Source organism: Caballeronia sp. NCF2 (genome assembly GCF_023631205.1).
GTDB classification, from domain to species: Bacteria; Pseudomonadota; Gammaproteobacteria; order Burkholderiales; family Burkholderiaceae; genus Caballeronia; species Caballeronia zhejiangensis.
Map to the genome: position 1 here is coordinate 1 of NZ_JALQDN010000099.1, position 22,939 is coordinate 22,939.

The window sequence follows — 22,939 nt, forward strand, 5'->3', positions numbered from 1 at the left end:
GTTCGTCTCGCGCACTTGCGCGTCGAGATCGGATACGCGCGCGACGCTGCGCGCGCGGCGCGGCTCGCCGTTGCTCAAAACGGCCACGCCGCACGAGTCGTAGCCGCGATATTCGAGCCGGCGCAGACCTCCGACCAGCACCGAGACGATGTTACGTTGCGCTACCGCGCCGACAATTCCGCACATAACGGTTTTTCCTTGAATCGAAGAATCAGGCGTGGGAGACGGACGCTTACGCGCGCGCTAAAAGATAGCGAAGCACCGACGAAAATGTCGTCGCACACTTTGACTGACAGGGGAGTACCGGATTATGAGGCCCATTAAATAGGCGGCGTTGCCTTCCGGATCTACTAGGAAAACGTTAGCGGAATCTGCCAGCAAAGTTTTAGTTCTAGAGATAAAGAATTAATGGCTTTCTTTTTTCCGAGCCACTCTCGGGTTCGCAAAGCCATTCTCTCATCCATGAGACGGGTCGACCACGCCAGTTGACGAAAGCCGCGTGAATCGCACGCGAGCGTTATTCATTTTTAGGGAGAAATTTCACTCCGAGCGGCATCTTATCATCTCCTTGTCATCGTGATAAGAAAAAAATTTATGACGTGCTTGATTGCGACAGCGATTTTGAACGAACGAGTCCCGGAAAGATGCGCGGACAGCGCTCCAAGTACCATGCCACGGCGTTGGAAACTGGCAGCCGGTTGATCTCTTCGCGCCAAAAGAACCCGGCGCCTGCGCCCTCGTTCACGCGAATGTCCTCCCAATGCACGCTGGGCCGATAGAGGAAGAGGGCGGCCAGGCGTCCACGGCTGTCGACGCGCTCGCCGATCGGCTCAAAGTCACTGCGTTGCGCGCATACGCATAGCTCTTCACTTAGCTCACGCGCTGCGGCATGATGCGCACTCTCGTCGTCGGCATCGACTGCGCCGCCCCAGAAGCCCCACATCAACGGCGAGCTCCTCGCCGCGCTATCGCGCATCTGCAGCAGTGTGCGCCCCCGCGAGTCGCGAACGACGATATTCACGCTGCTCAAAACGACAGGACTGACTTGCATATGCTTCACCTTATCGAAGAAACGACAATTTGCGGATTGCGCAATCTGAGCGATCCGGCCGGACACACGCACGTGCTGTCGCTGATCGATCCAGAGTGGGCGGATCCCGTGGAATTCTCTGGATGGCAGCCCGACCGCTGGCTTCTGCTACGCTTCTACGACGACATAGAGCAGCGCAACGATCGCGCGCTGCCGACCCGTCAGCATGTCGCCGAAATTTTAGCCTTCGGCCGCCGCGCGTGCGCCGAACCCGGCGCGCGCCTGTTCATCCACTGTCTTTCGGGAAAGTCGCGGTCGACTGCCGCTGCCACGATGATCTGGGCGCAGGCCTTGCCCTATTGCGACGCGGATACCATCGTCGCCCATCTGTTGCGCAAGCGCCCCCAAGCGTGGCCCAACCTCCTAATGATCCAGTACGCCGACGAGTTATTAAACCGCAACGGCGCATTGGTGAATGCCGTCCATAAGCTTTATAGGCAAGGCCTCAAAGCCGATCCCGACTGGGCTGGTTCATTGCGGCGAATGGGCCGTTCGGCCGAAATCATACTTTAAGGAACGCGCTTCACGGTTTTCCCAGGTGCGAGAAGCTGGGAGAGTATGTTACCCGGAAAAATTTACCGTCGCAAATTCGACACGCGCTGTCATTAGCAACAAAAATTTGACAGAATTTGTAAGTGTTCGGTTAAGATCCGTGTCGGTCATTTTGCCGAGCAATAAAATTACCAGCAGGCCAAAATCCCTCATTGTTTTTATTCACAAACTTCTTTTATAGAAGTTAGAGTTGAGGCGCGTGTTCATGACCGAGGGTGATGAACGGGCGCACATTAAAATTTAAAGGCGGTTGCACCGCTGCGTATTATTCGAGGTTCTCTTGGTTATCGATAAGATTGCCGTATGTGGCTTGGGTTATGTGGGCCTGCCGGTCGCTGTCGCATTTGCGCGCCGTTTCAACGTAATTGGTTTTGACGTAGATAGCCGTCGTATCGAGTCTCTTCGCAGCGGAGAAGACTGGACCGGCGAGATCGAATCAGACGTGTTGAGCGCGTCGACGATGCGCTTCACTGATCAGGCAGCGGATCTCACCGACTGCAATTTCTTCGTGGTCGCCGTGCCGACTCCGGTCGACGAAAAATGCAGCCCGGATTTCTCGCTGCTCGTGCGTGCATGTCAGACGATCGGGCCCGTGCTGCGCGCCGGCAGCATCGTCGTGTTCGAGTCGACCGTCCATCCGGGCGCGACCGAGGAAATCTGCGGTCCTGAACTCGAGAAGGCGTCGGGCCTGCGTTGCGGCATCGACTTCAAACTCGGCTACAGCCCCGAGCGTATCAACCCGGGCGACCGCGAGCATCCACTGGAAAAGATCGTCAAGATCGTGTCGGGTCAGGACGACGAGTCGTCCGAAATCATCGCCGACGTGTACAGCCAGATCATCGAGGCGGGCGTGCATCGCGCGTCATCCATCAAGGTCGCGGAAGCAGCGAAGGTGCTGGAGAACACGCAGCGCGACATCAACATCGCGCTGATGAACGAAATGTCGAAGATCTGCGATCTGGTCGGCATCTCGACTTCGGAGGTCTTGGCGGCGGCGGGCACGAAGTGGAACTTCTTGCGCTTCACGCCGGGTCTCGTCGGCGGCCATTGCATCGGCGTCGACCCATACTATCTGACCTCCAAGGCGCAGGAACTCGGTTACCACCCCGAAGTGATTCTCGCGGGCCGGCGCATCAATGACGGCATGGCCGATCACGTCGCGTCGCGCCTCGTGCAGATTCTCGCCCGCACCCACCGACTTTCGCCGACGACGCGCGTGGGCGTGCTCGGCATGACGTTCAAGGAGAACGTGCCCGATATCCGCAACTCGAAGGTTGTCGATCTATATCGCGGTCTAGAGCGCTTCGGCATCGCGCCGCTCGCCTACGACCCGATGGCCGACAAGGCGCAGATGGAGCATGAGTACGGCATCACGCTCGTCGCGAAGTCGGAGCTCGCCAATATGGACGTGCTGATTCTGGCGGTGCCGCATCGCGACATCATGGACAGCATCTGGACGGATCTGCCGCACATGATCAAGGACGGCGGCGTGCTGTGCGATCTTAAGTCCGCGCTGGATCGCAGCCGTCTGAAGTCCGATATCCAGTACTGGTCGCTGTAAGCGAGCTTCTTCGATCCTCTAGTCAGAATCTGTCATGGCCGTTTCAAAGCTGCTGATTGCCCCTGTCGGTACATGCCGTATTCACGGTCCGCTCCGCAAGGGCGTGTCGCGTTACCCCGTCGAGGCGCATACGTTGCGCAACTATGGATTCGTGCACTGCAGCGCAGAAGTGCTCCAGCAATTGCGCTTCATGTTCGGCACGCAGTCGGTGCCGGCCCACGTTCGGCGGCTGGCGTTCCGGCCTGACATGTCCACGGCCGAGCTGGAAAAGCCTTATGTTCCGGCGGATGTGTATGTAGTCGAGTTGTCGTCGCGCAAGCTGCTGACGGCGGATGGTTACCCCATCCAGGCGAATTACACGGGGCGCTATTTCGGTGATTTCTTCGCCGACCGCAGCCGGGCGCGCACGTTCTGGTCGATGGCGTCGGTCGAGCAACAGGCGGAACGCCGCACGTGGCTCGACACCGATTCTGTGTTCCGCCGATTGTCGACCGAGGACCGCGATCTGCTCGCGAGCATCGTCCGGCGCGTGCAGCCCGATGAAGAAGTGGAGCGGGAGATGGCGGAGATCGCCGAGATCGTCGGCAACGACAAGCTCGTATTCGTTACGCACGTCGATGCCAAAACGCCCGACGGCGACCTGATTGAGCAGCGGCATCAACTGATTGAATTGGTGAAGACGTGCGCCGCGCGCCTCGGTGTGCGTTGCTACGATCCCACGTCGGCCATGTTGGAACTCGGGCAGGTAAACGCGCTGGAACAAGGCGGGCGCGACTTGACTCATTACACGACTGAATTCGCTGAACGGCTTTTCGATGACTGGTATGTGAATTACCTCATCCAACGCATCGGTCCGTCGGCTCCATTGCCGATGCGCTCGCGCGTCGATTCGGTTACCGCCATTGAAGCGGCATGGAGCGCAGGCGATCTTCGTGGAGCATCGCGTCGCGTGCACGCGGTCTTGCGCGCGAATCCGGCACACGGCGGGCATCGCATGCTGCTCGCGCGCATGCAGTCCGAGTTGGGCGATTACGAAAGCGCCATCGCAAATGCGGAAAAGTCGAGAAGTGAAAGCGGAATGACCGACCAGACCGACGAAATATTGATGCGATGCAATTTCGAACTCGGACGGTATGCGCAAGCGTACGACGTCGCCGCCGGCCTGCTGCGCGGCGAACACGAAACGGCAGAAATTCTGCGTATCTCCGCGCTGTCGGCGACTCGGATCGAGAAGCATGAAAATGCGATCGTCAACTGGAAGCGTTTGTTCCGCCTCTCGCAGGACAGTGTCGAAGCCGCGAGCGCGGTGCTCGAACTTTTTGAAGCCTTGGGCGACGAGCAAGCCCTCGGTGAATGGGCGAACGAAGTACGCGACGCGTTGCCGTCTCATGCGCCGAGCTACGCCGTCCAGTGGAAGCGCGGTGTTGCGTCCGGCAACCGTTCCGCGTTGCGTGCGCTTGCCGACGACGCACCTGGTCTCGACAATCAACTGCTCCTTTCGCTCGCGAACCTTGCTTCGAGCAAAGGCTTCGCGCTCGCGGCGGCGGCGTTGATTGAGGCGCAGGACCCGGACAACCGCAACGCGGAAGTCGCGCAATGGATCACAACACAGATGACGCAGTGGCTCATGGATGCCGAACGGGCGCTCGAGCGTGACGACTTGCTCGTCGCGGTCGACCGCATCGGGGCGAGTTGTCTGCTCGATCCGACGAACAGGTCGGCCATGCGCGCGGAATGGACGCTCGAAAAGCGCTTGCAGAAAGATGTCCGCGCTGCATTCAATGAGCGCAATTACCAGTGGCTGGCGGACCTCGTCGACAGCGTTATCGAAGCGGGTTTGTCTTTCCCGGAAATGGACATGCATCGCGGCCGGGCCGCCGAAGCGCTCGGTGACGTGAACGCGGCGGTGAATTATCTGCGGCGTGCGGCGGATCAGCCCGGTGCTCCGATTTCCGCGCGTCTCTATCTCGCACGCGTGGCCGCGCGCAGCGACTGCTTTAAAGAAGCGCTTGAGGCCTTCGAGCAACTCGCGTCGGACCGCCATGCCGATCAGGCCCTGCAGAATGAGGCGCTGCGCCAGCTTGGGATCGTGAGAACGCGCTGCATTCGGGCCGCGCGTGAACTAAATGCGCGTGGAGCGCACTGCGAGGCGTGGGCGCTGCTCGACTTGATCGGGGGCGACGTCGATGTCGCGTCCGAACGCAAGCGCGTGCTTTCGTCTCTACACGCCAGACTGCGGTTGGTCGACTCGTCCGAGCCGAGCGCGCGCATCGCGATCGCCCAGACCATCCTCGGCCTCGCACCCGACGACCAGGTTGCACTCAAAGCCGCCGCCGTCGCAGCGATGCGATTGCAACGCTACGGCGAGGCGCTGCCGCACTGGCAGGCGCTGCGGCGGTCATCCGAGAACGAGGATTACATCCAAAGCAACATTAATCGATGCGAGACGCTCATCGCGCGAGCGAACCGCCCGGCGAGAGCCGCTCTTAAAACGCTCGTTCCGTCCGACTGACTCAGGCCCGTGAGTATCGATCTATCGTACTCACGGACAAGGCACGTCACTTGTCTGTACTCCTTACGACATCAAGCTCATCGATGAAAGAAAAAAACAACGAGCAGAAACCGGCTGTCGTCGTCACTTTGACGGATGAGCCGGGGACGAACGCGGACGCGGCTGACGCAGTGACAAGCGACGCTCTCGAATCGGTACGCGACGAGCTCGCGCACCTGGTCGCGCACGCGAGCGCCGTTCAGGCCGCGCAGAAAGCGCTCGTGGAAGCGGAGCGGGTCGCGACCGGTCATCTCGGCGACTGGACCGTGCGCTTCATGCTGCTTCAGTTGAAGGAGGCGGCCGGTCATACGGCGCAGATGTTCGAGCAATGGTCCGAATTGCTGCTTGAGCAGCCGGACAATCTGCGCATCGTGCGCTATTGCGCGTCGCATCTCGTCAGGGAGCATCGCGACGCCGAGGCGTTCGCGCTCATCGATCGATACATGCCCGAAACGCTCGACGATCACCGCGCGGGTCTCGCGCGCGCCGAGTTGCTCGCGGATATCCGCGCCTTCGCGCCGTCCGATGCCCTGTTCCGCAAGCTGATCGAGCAGCATGGCCGCCGGGAGCTGCGGGTCGCGTTCGCGAAGCGCCTATCGAAGCGCGGCCTGCTGGCCGATGCTGTTGAGACGCTTGCACCCGTGGCCGCGACCCTCGCGCCGGAAACGAAGGCGGGCCAGCTCGCCGCATCGCTCGCCGGCGACTACGCGTTCTTCAGGCGCTTCGAAACGGAAGACGGGCTCGCGGGCCGCGACATCAAGATCATGTCGATGAAGCACGCGATTCTCGCCTTCCGCGATCGCGCGATCGCCGAGCCCGATCCGCGGAGCGCGCCGTCGATCGCGCTGGTCACCGGCAGTCTCGGACCTGGTGGCGCGGAGCGTCAACTGACGCGGCTCGCCTGCAATCTGCAAAGACTGTCGAAGCTGTCGGAGGACGCGGAGCGCGGCCCGAAAGACGTCGCTATCACGCGGCCGAAGGCGGTCGAAGTACTCGTGAAGCAATACACGGATCAGAGCGGCACGGGCAAGCATCGTATGGACTTTTTTGCCGGTAATCTGCACGAAGCGGGCGTGCCGCTCGCGGAAATCAACGCGCTGCCCGCTGTGGCGGTGAGCCATCAGCCGGTCGATGACGGCGATCTGCGCCGTCTGCTCGAAATGCTGCCCGCGCCGGTCCACTACGGCGTAACGCGGCTCGCGCCGCGCCTGCGCGAACGCGGCTTCGACGTCGTCAGCCTGTGGCAGGACGGCACCTGTCTGTTCGGCGCGCTCGCCGCGCTGCTCGCGGGCGTGCCCGTTATCCATCTGGTGTTCCGCGGTTTGCCGCCGAGCATCCGCAAGGAACGCGACCGGCCCGAATACGAAGTGCTGTATCGCGCGCTCGCGCAGGTGCCGGGCGTGCAGTTCGTCAGCAACAGCCGCACGGCCGCCGAGGAATACGCGCGCTGGCTCGATCTGCCGCTCACGCGCTTCCAGATTCTCTACAACGGCGTGCCCGATCTCGAGACGAACGCGCCGGCCGAAGAGCGCGCCCGCTGGCAAGCCTTCGTCGACGCGACGCCGGACGCAACCGAAACCATCGGCGGCGTGTTCCGTTTCGAGCCGGACAAGCGTCCGCTGCTGTTCATCAAGCTTGCCGCGCGCTATCTGAAACGGCGTCCGCACGCGCGCTTCATGATCGTCGGCGACGGGCGGCTCCAGGACAAGGCGATGGAGCTCGCGGCCGAGCTGGGCGTTGCGCATCGCCTGCTGTTCGTGGGCCTGTCGTCGCACGTCGGCTTCTGGTACTCGAAGATGGACGCGAAGGTGCTGCTGTCGCGCTACGAAGGCTTGCCGAACGTGCTGATCGAGGCGCAACTGCTCGGCATCGCGACCTTGTCGACGCCTGCGGGCGGCGCGGGCGAATGCTTCGTCGACGGCGTGACCGGGCACCTGCTCGACTGCGCAGAGCAGCCCGACCTGAACGCGGCTTGCGACAAGCTCGCCGCGCTAATCGACGGTTTCCAGGCGGACGACGCCATACGCGAGCACGCGCGCCATCGCGCACGCATGCTGTTCTCGGTCGACGCGATGATTGAACGGTTCTCGGCGCTATGTGCGCCTGTTGAGATCGCCGTCGCCGACGAAATCGACTACGACGAAATCGCCGAAAAGCCACTGCCGGCCTGACGCGATTCACAGATATTTCGAGACGCTTGTCTCTCACGGTTCTTGAAGACGAAACATGAAGTCGACTGACCTCCGGCGCAGGCGGTTCGCCCGCTGGCTACCGTCATCCACCCGCGCGGCCGCGCTACTGCTGGCCGTATCCGGCGCGCTCGCGCTGCAAGGCTGCGGCCTGCCGCGCAGCGGGCCGCTGCGCAGCGAAGTCGATGCCGCGCGCGATAACAGCAGCATCGTGCTCGTGCCGGTGACCGAGGAACTCGCGCGCGCGAGCCGCGGACCGGCACGCGCGAGCTTTCCCGCCGCGTTCCTCGGCGCCACGCCGTTCGAGTACGAGCGTTTCGCGCCGGGTGACGGCGTCCAGGTCACGCTCTGGGAACACGGCGGGCTCGGCCTCTTCACCGCGGGCGATCGCGGCGCGTCGGATCTCGGCGAGCAGATCGTCGATCGCGCCGGCGATATCCATCTGCCATACATCGGCACGGTGCGCGCGCAGGGGCTGACGCCGGCGCAATTGCGCGACGCCATCATGCGGCGCGTGAGCCGTCTCGTCGTTGGTGCGGATGTGAGCGTGCAGGCCACGCCGCGCCGCGGACAAACCATTACCGTGCAGGGCGATCTGCTGAAGCCGGGCGTCTACCCGCTCGGCCACGACACCGAACGTCTGAGCGGCGTGCTCGGACTCGCCGCGCCGAACCAGACCAATGCGGAGCAGCTGTCGGTCACCGTGCGGCGCAATGGCGTCGCGGGTTCCGTGCGGCTTGCCGATATCTACAGCAATCCCGCCGAGGACGTGGCGCTGCGCCCTGGCGATTCAATCGTGGTGAACGACATCGTCGAACGCCTGACGGTGCTGGGCGCGGCCGGGGTGCAAGGGCGCGTCAAGCTGTCCAAGCGCAACTACAGCGTACTGGATGCGCTCGGCGACTCGCGCGGCCTGAACGATTCGCTCGCGAATCCGCGCGCGGTCTATCTGCTGCGCCGCCCGTCGTTGCCGCAGAACGTGGAGCCCGCCGATACGCGTGCGCAGGTCTATCAGTTCGACTTCACGCAGCCGGGCCAGATCGTGCTCGCGGGCGAGTTCGTCGTGCGTGACGGCGACGCGATCCTGATTTCCGATGCGCCGTTCACGCAGGTGCAGAAGCTGCTGTCGACCTTCAGCGCGACGCTCGGCACCGCGCGTTCGGTCAGCGCGCTGTCCAACTAGCGCGGACGCGATGAGCAACAACGATCGCATCTCGAAGTGGCGCGCGCGTCAGGCGGCGGGCAATGCCATCGGCGCGGGCGCGTTCAGCCGGCCCGACCCGGCGACGGAGCAGGTCGACGCTCGTCTGGTCGACGCCGTCGAAGGCAAGGATGCGGCGTCGGCGGAACCTTTCGGCGCGGCGGCTTTTCAGGCGCGCAAGCGCGCCTTCGTGCCTGAGCAGCCGGAGCAAAAGGAGCATCCGGAAGACGAAGCGACGGCCCATGACGGCGAGCGCCCCACGACGCTGCTGGCGCGCATGCTCGCCGCACTGCGCGATCTGCCGCGTCAGACGGTCGCCGACCGCCGCGCCGCGTACGAGGCTCTGAGCGCGCAACTCGATGACGAAGCGGCCGACGAGGAGCTCGGCGAAGAAGCCGCCGATTTTCGCAGCCGCACGCTGCGCACCACTATCCGTCTTCTGGAAGACGATATCCGGGCGGGCGTCGATGTCTTCGCGGCCGGTTACGCGCCTGCGACGCTGGCGGCGCACGAAGCGCGTCTTGCATCCGGCTACGAAATGCGCGCGCAACGCCGCCGCGACGAGCAGGCGCGCGAGGCACGCCGCCTCGCATCGCGCCAGGACACCGCGTTCGAAGTCGAGCTCGCACCCGACGAAGCCGCCGACGTCGCCACGCTGCGCCGGCGCATCGCGATGCTGCACGCGCGCCAGCGCACGGTCGCGCCGGACGCCGAGCGTTCGAAGCTGTCCGCGCTGCTTCCGCTTCTGATCCTGCAACTGCACACGATCCACGGCGAAAGCCGCTTCGCGCTGGTGTGGGCGTTGTGCGGTCCCGCCGTGCTGCTGGCGCTGATCTCGTCGCTGTATTTCCTGACGGGCACGCATTTCATTCTCGGCATGGACGTGCCGACGTTTTCGTTGCTCGGTGCGACGACATGGATCATGTTCCGCCAGATCATCTTCCGCAGCAGCACGGCGTACGTTTCGGCGCGCGGAGTGCTGAATCTGCCGAGCATCACGCCTCTGATGAACGTCATCGTGCAGGCGACGATCTATCTCGTCATCTATCTGCTCGTCTTCGTGATTCTCATCGGCATCGGCTATCGCTACGACTTCGTGAGTCTGCCGGCGAGCTGGTCGACCTTCGCCTGCTATGTCGTGTCGATGGCGATCGGCGGCACCGCGATGGGCCTTCTGTTCGGCACGATCGCGACGAGTTGGCATTTCTTTCTGCGCCTCGCCGCCGTCATCGAACGTTTCCTCGAAGTGTTCAGCGGCGTGTTCTTCGTTTCGGAGCAATTGCCCGAGCAGTTTCGCGCGTACTTTCTGTGGTCGCCGTTCGCGCATGGCATGCAGCTTTTGCGCTCGTCGTACTTCGAGAGCTACAAGTCGACGGACGCGAGCTTCTCCTATTACCTAACGTCGCTCGTGTTGCTGATGGTCGTCGCGCTCGCCTGCGAACGCCTCGCCCGCAGCCGCGTTCAGCCGATGTAAGCGCCATGATCAGTCTCATCGACGTCACCGATTCGCCCAAGGTCTTCGGCTCGCATCTACCGTTGTTCAGCCACGCGGATCTCGATCTGCCCCAGGGACGCTACGCGCTGCTTTCGCGCACGCCCGAGTTGCATCGCAGCGTCATCGACGTGCTCGCGGGCCTGCGTCCGCCGCGCGAGGGCTTCGTCAAGCATCACTGCCGGGTGTCGTGGCCACTCGGGCGTCAGGGCTTCATCCGCGGCAAGGCGAGTGGGCTGCATATGATCCACTTCGTGTCGTCGCTCTATGAGCTCGACGCGCAGGTGACCATCGAGCTGGTCGCCGATCTGCTGACCACGCCCGAGCATCTGGCCCGTCCGATGGAGCACTGGCCGCTCTATACGCGGCAGGAGTTTTCCTTTGCGTTGGCGCTCGCGGCGGCGTTCGATGTCTACGTGATCGAAGGCGCGATTCCGTTCGAGCCATGCCGCTTTACGCGTCTGTGGCTCGCGCTGTTCGAAGAGCGTCTCGTGGGCCGGACGTTGATACTTTCCACTTACCGCCAGAATCAGCTGGCGGATTACTGCACCAAAGGTTTGGTTTATGAGCGAAGTAGCCTTCGAATCGAGGAAGACCTCGACGAGTGCATCCGCCGATATTCTACGCGGCGTTCCAGAAGCGAATCCGCAGACGCAGGAGAAGAGCTCCCGGCCGACGCCTTCTCAGGCGCACAGTTCGGGCTCTGATAGCGAGTCGGCGATCGACGCGCGCGTCCGGGCGCGCGCCGCCGCGCAGCGCGAGCGCCGACGCCGCCGCTGGGTCACCCTCAGCGTGATTCTCGCGCCGGTGGTGCTTGCCGTCGTCTACGCGAATTTCATCGCGGTGCCGCGCTATTCGGCCGACGCGCGCTTTTCCGTGCGCTCCAGCAGCAGCCAGTCCGCGTTTCCGGGCGCGGCGGGCGGGCTGCTGACGACGGGCGACAGTTCGGGTCTCGCGGGCGGTTTCGTCGACGGCTGGGCGGTCAGCGACTTCCTGAACTCGCGCGACTGCATGCAGCAGGTCGACCGCAAGATCGATCTGCGCAAGCGTCTCGCGCATACCGGCCTCGATCCCGCCACGCGGCTCGCGCCCAACGCGACGGAAGACGAGCTGTACCGCGCCTACAAGGCGTCGGTGAAGGTCTCGTACAACATGATGGAGCAGGTCGATGTGATGAAGGTGAGCGCCTTCTCGCCGCACGACGCCGCCGTGATCTCCGACGCGCTGCTCGAGACCGCGCAGGAATTCGTCAATCGCATGGACGAGAAGGGCGTGAGCGATGCGCTGAAGGTGAGCCGCCAGGCGGTGTCGCTCGCCGAAAAGGATGCGCGCGCCGCGCGCGCGGCGCTGACGAAATGGCGCGTCCAGCACGGCAACATGGACCCCAACGCCGATGCGACCATGCTACTCACGCTCGTCGGGCAGATCGAAGGCGAGCTGAACGCCGCGCAGATCAATCTGGACAAGATCCGCGCGGTCGGCAATCCGGATCATCCGATGCTGCGGCCCGCGCAAACGCTCGTGACGACGCTCGAAAAGCGCCTCGCCGATACACGCCGCCGTCTGAGCGGCGCGGGCAACACCGAGGCGACGCAGTTGCGCGAATATGAAGAGTTGCGCAACGCGCAGACCTTCGCCGATTCGGCGTTAACGGCGGCGCAACAGAGCTACCAGCAGGCCTTCACCGACACGCTGCGGCTGCAGCGGTATCTGAGCGTGATCGCAAAGCCGCTGCCGGGAGACCGGCCGTCGAGCCCCGATACGCTCGTGCTGCTGCTCGAAGCCCTGGCGGCGGGCTTCGTGCTTGCGCTGGTCGTGCGTTTCGGCTGCGCGCTCGGCAAGGAGTTCCGTCATGGCTGAGGTCGCAACGTCCGCAACGAACCTCGCGCCGGCCTTCGAAGCGTGCCGCAAGGCCGTGCGCGCGGGCAACTGGAGCGAAGGTCTCGCCGCCTGGCGGGACGCGCTCGATACCGGCGCGGCGCCGTCGGCGCAGGACACGCTGTATCGCGTCATCGCGCGGATCCGCTCGGAGTCCGATCCGCTGACGGGCATCGCTGAACTCGATCCGTCGATGGTGACCGACGAAGCGGCGCGCATGGACGTGCGCCGCTTCGTCGTGACGCCGCTCGTGCGCGACGGCGCGCTCACGCCCGCCGCCACGGCCTTGCGCGTGCTGGTGCAGGCGTGGCCGAATCGGGCCGACGACCGGCGTCTCTTCGCGAGCGTGCTCGGCCGCCTGAAGCGCTGGGATGAAGCCATCGAACAGATCGATGCGGCGTCGCAAATCGATCCGCATGACACCGGCCTTCTGGCTTCGCGCATCCAGTTGCGGCTGCAGGCGTCGCAGGTCGCGGACGCGGCACGCCTCGCCCGAGCGACGCTCGATGCGATCGAAGCCGGCGACGCCAACGCCCACTTCTGGTTGACCGCGCTGATCCGCAACGGCGACGGCGCGTTGGCGGCGCAGCTGGCCTCGAAGCTCGACGCCGCCGTGCTGCCGAACGAACGAGCGGCAGCCGCGGCGGTCCAGGCGCTGCTCGCCGACAAGCGCATCGGCGCGGCCATCGCCGCAGGCGAGCACGCGCTCGCGGCGGGCCACGAGGGGGCGGCGCTGCGCTCGGCCATCGGGCAGGCGTATCTTGCGCGCGGCCATCACGACGACCGCGCCGTGCATGCGCTGAATCACTTCGCGCGCGGCGTCGAGCTCGCGCCCAAGGACGTGCGGCTGGTGTCGTCGTACGGCGAGGCCTTGCTGCGCGCGGGTCAGTATGCGGAGTCGATCGAGCCGCTGAAGAAGGCCTGCGAGCTCGCGCCCGAGATGGAGCATATGCGCGCGATGCTGGCGCGGGCGATGCGCTACGCCGGCCGCCACGGCGATGCCGCCGAGGAACTGCTGACGCTCGTGCGCCAGCAGCCCGAACGCCTGCGCTTTCAGCGTGCGGCGGTCGCGGCGCTGTCGCAGTCGGGACGCAAGGACGAAGCGTCGACGCTGTACGAAAGCTATCTGAAGAAGCGCGCCGACGTGCTGCCCGCGACTTTCTCGGAAGCGCTCCAGCAGCTCGACCAGAAGATCGACTCCACGCCGATTACGCAGGCGCGGCTCGACTGGGCCTGGTCGATGAGACGCGACACTGCCCATATCAATCGCGCGGAGTGGGAACGTGCGGCGCGCTGGGGTTATCTCGTCGACTATCTGTTGCTCGAATGGCTGGAGTGCCGGGAAGCGCAGATCGAAGAGGCGATGTCACTGCTCGGCAATCTCGACGAAGCCGAAGCCTTCTTCGCGCCGCTGCTCGCCACCGGCAAAGGCTTCGTGATCGCGACGGCCCACGTCGGCCCGATGTACGCCGGTCTGATGACGCTCGAACTGCTCGGCATTCCGTCGCGCTGGCTGTCGACGACGCCGAGCGTGACGCGAGCGAGCTACGCGTCGGCGCTGATTTCCACCGCCGATCAGACCGAAGCGCAAGTGGCGAAGGAATGCCTGCGCGCGCTCCAGTCCGGCTACGCGGTGTGTCTCGCGGTCGAAGGCGCACCGAATCCGTCGGCGCCGCGCGTGATCTTCGAAGGCCAGGAGGTCACTTACTCGAGCTTCGCGTCGCGGGCCGCCTATCGGCTCGGCCTGCCGTCGCTCTTCTATGCGCCGCGCTGGCAGAAGGGCGAGATCGTGCATACCTTCGAAATGCTGCCGAATCCTGAGCCGGGCGAAGATGTCGAAGCGTTCGCGCTGCGGTGGCAAGCCGCTTACTTCGGGCATCTGCGCGATCACATCGCGGGGCCGCCGGAAAATCTGCGGCTGAGCGGCGGCATCTGGCGTCATGTCACGAGCGTCGATCGCTCGGACGACGGCAGGCACGCGAACGGCGCCGCACGGACGGCGTCAGAATCGAAGCACGCGTCCGGCGACATCACTGAAAACATCGACGAAACGGTTTGAATGAACGTGAAAGCAGAACTCTTTGCAAATGAATCGAACGGTCCTGGCTGGATGCTGGACGAGACCCAGGCGAGCTTGTGCGAATTCCTGCTCATGAACCGCTTCCGCTGGCTCGTGACGGGCGCAGCAGGCTTCATCGGCTCGAATCTGGTCGAATCGCTGCTGATGCTCGGTCAGGACGTGCGCGGCATGGATAACTTCGCGACCGGCCATCAGCGCAATCTCAACGAGGTCGAAAAGCGCGTGGGCGCGGACCGCTGGTCGCGTTTCTCGTTGCAGCGCGCCGACATTCGGGAGATGAGCGATTGCGAACGCGCGGTCGAAGGCATCGATTACGTGCTGCATCAGGCCGCGCTCGGTTCCGTGCCGCGCTCGGTGAAGGATCCGATCACGACCAACGACGTCAACACGTCGGGCTTTCTCAATATGCTCGATGCGGCGCGCCGCGCGGGCGTGCAGCGCTTCGTCTACGCGGCGTCGAGCTCCACGTACGGTGACGAGCCGAACCTGCCGAAGCGCGAAGAGCGCATCGGCAATCCGCTGTCGCCGTATGCGGTGACCAAACTCGTCAACGAAATCTATGCCGGCGTGTATGCGCGCACGTATGGGTTCGCGTCGGTCGGGCTGCGCTACTTCAACGTCTTCGGTCCGCGCCAGGATCCGGACGGTGCGTATGCCGCCGTGATCCCGAAGTGGATCGCCGCGATGCTCGCCGACGACGACGTCCACATCAACGGCGACGGCGAGACGAGCCGCGATTTCTGCTTCGTCGGCAACGTCGTGCAGGCGAATCTGCGCGCCGCGCTCAGCAAAGATCTGACGGCGAGCGAAGTCTATAACGTGGCGGTCGGCGGGCGCACCACGCTCAACGATCTTTTTCACGTGATCCGCGACGGTCTCGCGGGACTGGGTGTCACCTACGAAAAGGGCCCTGCGTACCGCGATTTCCGCGCGGGCGACGTGCGTCATTCGCAAGCCGATGTCTCGAAGGCGCGCGCCCAGTTGTCGTATGCGCCGCTGTTCGATCTGCGTGCCGGCATGGCCGAAGCGCTGCCGTGGTATCTGAACTTCCTGCGCAGCGAAGCCCAGCGCGCGGCGGGCTGAAGGCGCATGATGAGCGGATCGTTCATGCGGGGTTTTCCGGGCAAGCGCATCGTGAGTCATTCGATCTGCACAGTGGGCGTGTTGTCGGCGCTGACGAGCCAGCCCGCCGCCTCCGAGGACTGCCGCGCCGCAGATACGTCATGCGCGACGGTGTCGTCGCTTTTGAGCCAGCGCGAAGGGTACGGCCGCGCGGCGACGGGCGGCCAGGGCGGGCAGGTCGTCGTCGTGACGTCGGCGGAAGACGCTGGCCCCGGCACGCTGCGCGACGCGTTGCGCGAGGCGAAAAGACGTCCGACGTGGATCCGCTTCGCATCGGACATGACGATTGCGCTCGAATCGCAGATTCGCGTGCCGTCGAACGTGACGATCGATGGCCGCGATCATGCGGTGAAGCTGCTCGATTACGGCCTCGCCATTTATGGCGCCGACAACGTGATCGTGACGCATCTGACCATCGACGGACGCCTGCGCACATTCTCGCAGGCGATCAACGTCGCGAACGGCTCGCGCAATGTGTGGATCGATCATCTGGATCTGTCGCGCTTCGCCGACCGGCTGCTGAATGTGAAGAACGGCTCGACCGATGTCACCGTCTCATGGGTCAAGTTCCATGACGACGACAAGGTGATGCTGCTCAACAACATCACGTCGGACAACTTGTTCAAGAACTACGCGCGCGACGGGATCGCGCGCGTCACGCTGCATCACAACTGGTTCATCGACACGGTGCAGCGCAATCCGCGCGCGCAGTTCGGGACGTTCCACCTGTACAACAATTTGCTGGAAAACTGGGACTTCTACGGCATGAGCTTCAGCCTCGAAGCGAAGGCCACGGTGGAAGGTAACGTCTTTATCAATCATTCGCAGCGAGCCTGTACGGAGCCGCCGTTCTTCCCTACGGTGGAGGGCGTAAACGCGAGCTATTGCTCGTATATCGCCAATGCGCCCGCGAGGAGCACGCTCGTCAACGGCGAGTCGGACCGCAAGAATTACGAGCGCACACGCGAGAAGTATCAGTACAAGCAAGACTATCGCGCGTTTCTCGCTGTGCGCGACAACCTGTATCTCGGCGATGCGCAAGCAGTGCTGGAAAGCTACCACCCCGAAGCCGTGCCCTCGCAGCCGTATGGTTATAGGTACGAGCGTCCCGATATACAGTTGGTTAGCCGCATTCGAGCGCACGCTGGTAACGTTCCTCCGACAAAATAACGTTGTACCGGTAGAGCGCAAATTAGAGTTGCGGAACGCTCGGTACCTTCCATAGCGTCGATAGTCAAAACGTTAGCAAAAGGAGGCGACGTACCGCCGAGCGGCCGAGAAGCACTGATCGTAGCATTTCATGAAGGGACGCCCGACTTAGCGCTACTAAATGACTGATGAGGGTCGACTGTTGCCCGGTAACGACTCGGCGGCGAGCCGGGGCGGCCGCACGGCCGCGGATTGGGACGAGCCAGGCCGGTCCCGGACGCTCACCTTCGAATTGCAATCATCTCGTCCACCTCAAGGCGGATGGGTAACCCCACTTGACTATGTTTGGGTCCGTCGAACACATATCGCCGGCTGAAACAAAGAATTATTACAATCTTGGCCGCAGACAACAATCCAAGTCTTCGACCAGCGATTACCAGGCCTACTCAACTAGGAGCTTTTTCACCATGCGGTGCATGATTTGCGACTCTGGTATGCGGTACTTCTTCAGTAAGACGTTCGCCGAATTCGATCTTGATACGGTCGAATATTGGAAGTGTGGATATTGCGGATTTTGCGCCTCCAAGACCCATCTGGAGATGAGCGAAACTCGTTGGGCAAAGCTGAACGACGCGTTCCATTCGAAGACGCACCATGCGGAAGACAATCCTTACAACCGGAATCAGCGCTACTTCAATCAGGCGCTGATGTTGTCGCTGCTTCGCAAGCAAGACGCCATCGGGCAAGGGAAATGGCTCGATTGGGGTTGCGGCATTGGGGCTGTATCGAAACTTTTGCAGAACTATTTCGACGTGACGTTGAGCACATACGATAGATACTTTCTGCCCGAAGTTAACGTGGTAGCGCAGGAGGACATGCGACCCCGCAGCTTTGATCTCGTGCTTAATACGGCGGTGTTCGAGCACGTCCGGGCACGTGAAACTCTCGACGAGATCGAGTCTTATGTTGCTCCTTCAGGTGCGTTTGCAATTCATACGCTGGTTCCCGAGCATGTGCCGCAGAATCCTGACTGGATGTACTTGTTACCGGTGCATTGTGCGTTTCACACCAATCGGAGCATGCAGATTCTGATGGAGCAGTGGGGTTATCAGTGCTCCGTCTACAACGAGCATGCGAAACTCTGGGTGTTGTTCCGCCAAGAGCCAACAGCAATCGAATCCAAGGTCGAGGCATTGAACAAGGCGATGGGTTGGTCATACGTGCGTTATAAAGCCGGCTTTATGGACTACTGGAAGTGATTCCATATTGACTCACAGCGGCAAGAGGCGAATACGATCCCGGAGGGGCGGTCAGCGGCGTGTTTGCCGCAGTGTTCGTTGCCCTCACGGTATTCGCCTCCTGGGCCCAGCGCGTTGACGACTACTCGCTTGACGACTTTGCGCCGAAAACGTCCCCCATCTGTCGCGCACGTTTCACATCGTCTGAGTGCAAGTAGATTGAAGTCGTGGCCACCGACGCATGTCGCAGATTGTCTCGAACCGAAGTGAGTTCGGCGCCGTTGGACAGCGCCAGCGAAGCGTGTGAATGCCGCATCCAATGGGGGGTCGCTGCGCGCAACTTTTCGGCAAGCGGCGGGTGGTCCGCCTCCAGGACCTGCCCGACTTGCCGGAAAAACCGCTTCATCACCGCCCAAAGCCGTACGCCGCTAATCGCCTGGTGCGTGTCCGAGTCCAGATGGCCGATCAACGGGGTATGGAGAGCCCAGCGTTCCCGGGAAACGGGCAGGTGTCGGGCGAGCAAATAGGTCATTAGCGCATTCCAAGCCAGTGGCGGCAGGGCGACTTTGCCGACCTTTGACCCTTTGCCGGTGACGCGCAGCCAGTGGAGTCCCCTGGGATCGGTCTCGATCTGCCGCAGCGTGGTGCCCACCAGTTCACCCGCCCGGAGTCCCGTCGCCACGCCGAAGTCCAGCAGAAACCGCAGCCGCTGCGCCGCCGGCGCCGACCAGTCGTATGAGTATTCCAGGCCGTCCGCGATCACCCGGATTAGTTGCCATTCGCTTTCAGTAAAAGCGCGCGTGGCATCGAGCGACGCCGCGCGCGTCGCACCGCGAACCTTAACCCCCGAGAACGGATTGGCCAACACGTAGCGTTGCTCGATCAACCAGCGAAACAACGCATTCAGAATGGAGAGCGCGTGCGCCGTGGATCGCGCCGATAGGGCGCCTGCAAAAGGGCGCCAATCGGGTGAATTACGTGGGCGCAGTGGCCCCACCCACCGCGCGTGCGGCGTGGGCCGGCGCAGGAACGCGCGGTACGCCAGCGCATCTTCGGTCGTCAGCGACGACAACGCGCGGCTGCGCTCCACGATCGCCCACAGGATCAGGCGCTCGACTTCTTTGCGGTACGTGCGCTGGGTGGCCGGCGATTCGTGCAAGGCGAGCCACGCCTTGATGGCTTGGTAGTCGTTGTCGGCATCGAGGGTACAGGTGGCCGACGGTGCCCGGAAGGTGCCCGCCGACCCATCGACTTCATGCGGAAGCTTCAGCGACTCCCACGGGACGACGATGCCACGGGGTTCAGACAGGATCAACGCGCGCGCCCTCTCGGTCAGGGCCGGGTGCGCAGCAAAGAAGGCTTCGATGGCTTTGGCGCTGGCCGCCCCCAGGTCGGGAATGACGGTCCACCACAAACGTCGACGCGGAATGCGCACGGTCAGGTCAGCCAGCGTGACGATGCCGTAGGCATGCAGCGCGCGCACCGCGCGAGGTGAGAACCAGTGTTCGACGGGGTCGACGATGTCAGGCACGGGAGGGCGCGCGTGACGCAGGGCGTCGACCGCCTGCGCCACCGCATGGACGTGTTGCTCACGCGTCGCGGCCGGGTGACGTAGCACGGCTGCGAGATCAGCGCGCTTGAGCTGCTGCGCCCGGTCGATCAGCTTACGGCGAATGCGCCCGATCGCACCCCGTGACGACTGCGTCGGCTTATTCGACTGATGCGACTGATGCGACTGATGCGACGCATGCGGCAGGAAGCGTTGCACCGCTTCACGCGAGGACAGGCCGGCGGTCCACGCGCGCAGCGCGGCCAGTTCGTCGGCCGTCGGAAAATCGGAGAGATCGGGCAGGCCGGTATCGGAGGTGTCGGCGGGGTCGGAGGCGGCCGACGCCAGGCGCGTTTTCATGAAGGCGAGTTTAGACCAGAAACGCACCTATTAGGATAAGCGAAGTTATCTTGACGGCCACGTTTCATGGCAGCTTCTTGCGGGTTTCGAACGCCAGAGACGCTGATGCGACGCCGCCGCCCCTGTTCGCCTTCGGAGTCCTTGCGCGCCGGTCTATTCACGGCGATGGCGCTGGTGTGGGAGACCGGCATCAAAGCTAATCCTTCTAATACGAGTTATCAGGATTAGAAGCCGTGCCAGGCGTCTTTTGTTTTGCCCGGCGACTCCCGCGCAGTCTCCCTGCCGGTTAGCCGATGGCCTTTGGTCACAGACGACGGACGCACCGCGGTGAGGGAAGATCCGCCCCCATAAACACCGACCTTTCTAATCCCAGCGTATCGGTCCGGCCGCCGTGATGAGCCCCGCCGCCCATCATTTCAGGAACACCGCGGCTTAGCGCCCGCCGCTGAAGACGCCACCGAGCACGGACGACGAACCGATGCCGACGGCGCCAATTTTGCCGGTGTCCTCCCGTTCCAGGGTGCGGGGGCTGCATTGCTGCGCACCGAAAACTCGCACCGTGCTAACTCTCGTTATCACCGGTGCGGTTTTTGAGAAATCGAGAAAACGGCGGTGAAGGGCGTTTTCACCGGCGAAAATGGCTGGAGCTGGGCAAAACGGGCGTCGATGTGCCGTATTTGAAGGAGGTCCCAGACACCGTGCTCAGGATGCGGCACCTGGCCCAGTCCGACTAAAAATTCCGCGCTTTTTGCGTCCGATAGGCGAAACACTGCCAGTCGTACCCGCTGTGCGTCCGTGCTGAAGTACATCGACCGTCCCTTAGGGGGCGGCTCCAGCAATTTGGGCGGAGGTCGCAGCGAACGCATGTTGTCAGCGTCGGATATACGACTTCGCCCTTCCGGGGCTAGCGTCCCTCGCTCGGGCTGTACATGCGCTCGCAGAAGGCCGCGCTCGCGCCGAGCCGTCGAGAGAGGGCCGAGGCGGCCCGCAGTTGCGGGGCGATGAGCTCGCGCGTTTCGCGCGCCACGCTTAGGCGCGAGGTCGGACCGGTCAGCGTCAGCGCGGCCATAAATTCTTCGCCGGGGCCGAATACCGGCGTGGCAAACCCCGCTTTGTGCACATCACGCGGGCCCGACGCAAAGAACGGAATCAGCGGCGGCTCGGAGAAGATCGGCTCGCGAAGTCCCCAATAGCGGATCACTTGCCCGATGGCGGTGTCATCGAGCGGGAGCGATGTTCCCGCGAGCCGCGTTTCGCGCAGCCCTTCGGATGGCTCCGCGCGGAAAAGGCATAACCGCTTGCCGTTGTCGAGCACGTAGTACGAAGCGCTTTCCTTCGTCGCGGCGGCGAGCGAGAACAGCACCGGCTCGACCACCGACGACAGATGGAACGACTGCTCGTAGAGCTTGCCCAGATAAAGCACGCGATGGCCGAGTCGATACGTGCCGTCGTCGGAACGCACGACATAGCCCATGCGCTCAAGCGAGTTCATCAGCCGGTACACGGTCGTCTTATGCATGCCCGAAGCAGTCGCGAGTGCGGCAAGCGAGAGTTTTTCCTTGCCGAGCTTGAAGCAGTCGAGCAGGCCGAGCGCCCGTTCAACCGCGATCACACCGTCATTCCCCATCCCGTCTCCTTAGCGAGAACTCGGCCAAAACGCGCCGATCTGACCTCTGTTCAAGCTCCGCACGCTTCACTGGCCCAATTGAAGGGAAGCACTCATCTGCGCTGCCCTAGCACCCATCCGAATTCCGTCGGACACGGCGACATACCACGCGGAATGCCACGCGATGACTCCCCATCTGGCCGAACTAGCACCGACGACGGCTGTGTTGGCGCCGGCCGCTGCCAAAGGCGGCATGACATGGGCTGCGCACCGGCCAGGAATTTATACCCCTGGGAAAAGCGGTCGGCGACGCGCATCGCCGATTCCCACGTGGACTGATCGATGATCTCGACGTCCACGCCCGCTATGCCGAGTCCCTTGTGCAACCTAATGGAGCCGGCTTCGTCCGTGCTGTCATCCCTCTGAGTGGCGCCGGTGGTTGAGAACGCCCAACGCTCTGCCCCGTCGATCGGCCACAAGGTGCCGGCGACTTCGGGTTTTCGATCTGACACAGCACGAACGCCTGATTTTTCATCACCGAAGAAAGGTCCGCGCGGAAATAGATCGAGATGCTCGGCGATATGGCCATGCCCGCTGCGACCAACGCCCAGCGCCGTGCGAATTCGGCTGTTTGCACCATCGGCGGCGATTAGATAGTCAGCGCTCATCTCGAAAGCATTGACGACGACGAAGGCAGCAGAGCGGTGACGCCGCTGCTGTCTTGCTCGAACGCTATGGGCTCAGTCTCGAAATGCACCGTCACTCCTCGCTCTCGGGCAGCCTGAAGCAGCACGGGTTCCAACACAGACTGCGGAACCGCTATATTCGGCCCAGGGCTCATCCGCCCCATGCTGGCCAAGCGCGCGCGCATCTTGTGCAGATTCTCGGTCATCGCAGGTGGTCGCGCCTGCGCAAGCGTGGGTCCAGCCAATACACCGAACGACCCCAGAGTGGGACTTACAGCCGCGATCGCGTCCGCAAGGCCTAGTTGACGGAGTATTTCCGTGCTGCGCGGATGAAAGCGCCGGGCGCGCGGTTGCGTCGACAAGGCTGCCTTCTTTTCAAGGACGACCGATGTGATGCCTTCGCGTTCCAGCAAGAGAGCTGCGCTCAATCCCGCTATCACCGCTCCGGAGATCAGAACCGGAGTGTGGCGCTTTGCGCCGCTTTCAGGGCCCCCAACCGAGCCGGCATCCGCAACGCCTTCTGAACGCATGACCACATACCTTAACTAAGCTCAGTTCGTGGACGTTTTCCCTTAATGCTGTTAAGAAGTCAAGCATGGCTTTGAAAAAAAGAACTACCCCTGTGGCACTGCGCG

18 protein-coding genes and 1 pseudogene are annotated in these 22,939 nt (G+C 63.0%); 12 read left to right on the top strand and 7 right to left on the bottom strand.

Translation table 11 applies throughout. The features are described from left to right. Together NCS02_RS35275 and NCS02_RS35280 are read right to left on the bottom strand one after the other, a co-directional pair. Window positions 1-186 (bottom strand): annotated as a pseudogene (locus NCS02_RS35275) (glutamine--fructose-6-phosphate transaminase (isomerizing)); the annotation flags it as partial. A gap of 406 nt (window positions 187-592) precedes the next feature. Continuing rightward, complete coding sequence (locus tag NCS02_RS35280; protein ID WP_250523656.1) at window positions 593-1,051, bottom strand: NUDIX domain-containing protein; 459 nt, start codon at window positions 1,049-1,051, stop codon at window positions 593-595. On the opposite strand from NCS02_RS35280, the gene NCS02_RS35285 reads away from it, so the two are divergent. The 12 genes from NCS02_RS35285 (at window position 1,052) to NCS02_RS35340 (ending at window position 18,124) form a co-directional block, all read left to right on the top strand. Next, window positions 1,052-1,603: a tyrosine phosphatase family protein gene (locus NCS02_RS35285; protein WP_250508296.1), complete on the top strand. Its 552-nt coding sequence runs from the start codon at window positions 1,052-1,054 to the stop codon at window positions 1,601-1,603. Between the two features lie 325 nt (window positions 1,604-1,928). Further along, window positions 1,929-3,203, top strand: coding sequence for a nucleotide sugar dehydrogenase (locus tag NCS02_RS35290; protein ID WP_502800932.1), 1,275 nt, complete (start codon window positions 1,929-1,931; stop codon window positions 3,201-3,203). 34 nt (window positions 3,204-3,237) lie between these two features. Beyond that, entirely contained in the window at window positions 3,238-5,715 is a 2,478-nt protein-coding gene (locus NCS02_RS35295; RefSeq protein ID WP_250520715.1) for a hypothetical protein, read from the top strand. An 83-nt stretch (window positions 5,716-5,798) separates the two neighbouring features. Then, entirely contained in the window at window positions 5,799-7,925 is a 2,127-nt protein-coding gene (locus NCS02_RS35300; RefSeq protein ID WP_502800929.1) for a glycosyltransferase, read from the top strand. A 55-nt stretch (window positions 7,926-7,980) separates the two neighbouring features. Beyond that, window positions 7,981-9,126, top strand: a complete 1,146-nt coding sequence (locus NCS02_RS35305; protein WP_250508301.1) for a polysaccharide biosynthesis/export family protein — start codon at window positions 7,981-7,983, stop codon at window positions 9,124-9,126. A gap of 10 nt (window positions 9,127-9,136) precedes the next feature. After that, window positions 9,137-10,618, top strand: a complete 1,482-nt coding sequence (locus NCS02_RS35310; RefSeq protein ID WP_250508302.1) for an ABC transporter permease — start codon at window positions 9,137-9,139, stop codon at window positions 10,616-10,618. 5 nt (window positions 10,619-10,623) lie between these two features. Then, entirely contained in the window at window positions 10,624-11,343 is a 720-nt protein-coding gene (locus NCS02_RS35315; RefSeq protein ID WP_250508303.1) for a P-loop NTPase family protein, read from the top strand. 85 nt (window positions 11,344-11,428) lie between these two features. Then, the gene (locus tag NCS02_RS35320; protein WP_250523657.1) at window positions 11,429-12,496 is read left to right on the top strand and encodes a KpsE/RkpR family capsule polysaccharide export protein; all 1,068 of its coding nucleotides are present in this window, start codon (window positions 11,429-11,431) and stop codon (window positions 12,494-12,496) included. Beyond that, a complete protein-coding gene (locus tag NCS02_RS35325; protein ID WP_250508304.1) occupies window positions 12,489-14,573 on the top strand; it encodes a BTAD domain-containing putative transcriptional regulator in 2,085 nt (694 codons plus the stop codon). The genes NCS02_RS35320 and NCS02_RS35325 overlap by 8 nt, the downstream gene beginning before the upstream one ends. A 51-nt stretch (window positions 14,574-14,624) precedes the next feature. Further along, window positions 14,625-15,677 (top strand): SDR family oxidoreductase, encoded by a 1,053-nt coding sequence (locus tag NCS02_RS35330; protein WP_250508350.1) that lies wholly within the window; start codon window positions 14,625-14,627, stop codon window positions 15,675-15,677. Window positions 15,678-15,701: 24 nt separating this feature from the next. Further along, complete coding sequence (locus NCS02_RS35335) at window positions 15,702-16,886, top strand: pectate lyase family protein (protein ID WP_250508305.1); 1,185 nt, start codon at window positions 15,702-15,704, stop codon at window positions 16,884-16,886. Window positions 16,887-17,359: 473 nt separating this feature from the next. Continuing rightward, window positions 17,360-18,124 carry a class I SAM-dependent methyltransferase gene (locus NCS02_RS35340; protein WP_250508306.1) on the top strand — a complete coding sequence of 255 codons (765 nt, stop codon included), beginning with the start codon at window positions 17,360-17,362 and terminating at the stop codon, window positions 18,122-18,124. A gap of 121 nt (window positions 18,125-18,245) precedes the next feature. On the opposite strand, the gene NCS02_RS35345 is transcribed toward NCS02_RS35340, so the two are convergent. The 5 genes from NCS02_RS35345 to NCS02_RS35365 form a co-directional block, all read right to left on the bottom strand. Next, a complete protein-coding gene (locus NCS02_RS35345) occupies window positions 18,246-20,012 on the bottom strand; it encodes a site-specific integrase (RefSeq protein ID WP_250508307.1) in 1,767 nt (588 codons plus the stop codon). A gap of 575 nt (window positions 20,013-20,587) precedes the next feature. Beyond that, window positions 20,588-20,821 carry a hypothetical protein gene (locus NCS02_RS35350; RefSeq protein ID WP_250508308.1) on the bottom strand — a complete coding sequence of 78 codons (234 nt, stop codon included), beginning with the start codon at window positions 20,819-20,821 and terminating at the stop codon, window positions 20,588-20,590. 95 nt (window positions 20,822-20,916) lie between these two features. Then, window positions 20,917-21,639 (bottom strand): IclR family transcriptional regulator, encoded by a 723-nt coding sequence (locus NCS02_RS35355; protein ID WP_250508309.1) that lies wholly within the window; start codon window positions 21,637-21,639, stop codon window positions 20,917-20,919. 92 nt (window positions 21,640-21,731) lie between these two features. Then, window positions 21,732-22,286, bottom strand: a complete 555-nt coding sequence (locus tag NCS02_RS35360; protein WP_250508310.1) for an FAD-dependent monooxygenase — start codon at window positions 22,284-22,286, stop codon at window positions 21,732-21,734. Further along, window positions 22,283-22,834: an FAD-dependent monooxygenase gene (locus tag NCS02_RS35365; RefSeq protein ID WP_250508311.1), complete on the bottom strand. Its 552-nt coding sequence runs from the start codon at window positions 22,832-22,834 to the stop codon at window positions 22,283-22,285. The genes NCS02_RS35360 and NCS02_RS35365 overlap by 4 nt, the downstream gene beginning before the upstream one ends. Window positions 22,835-22,939: the final 105 nt, after the last annotated feature.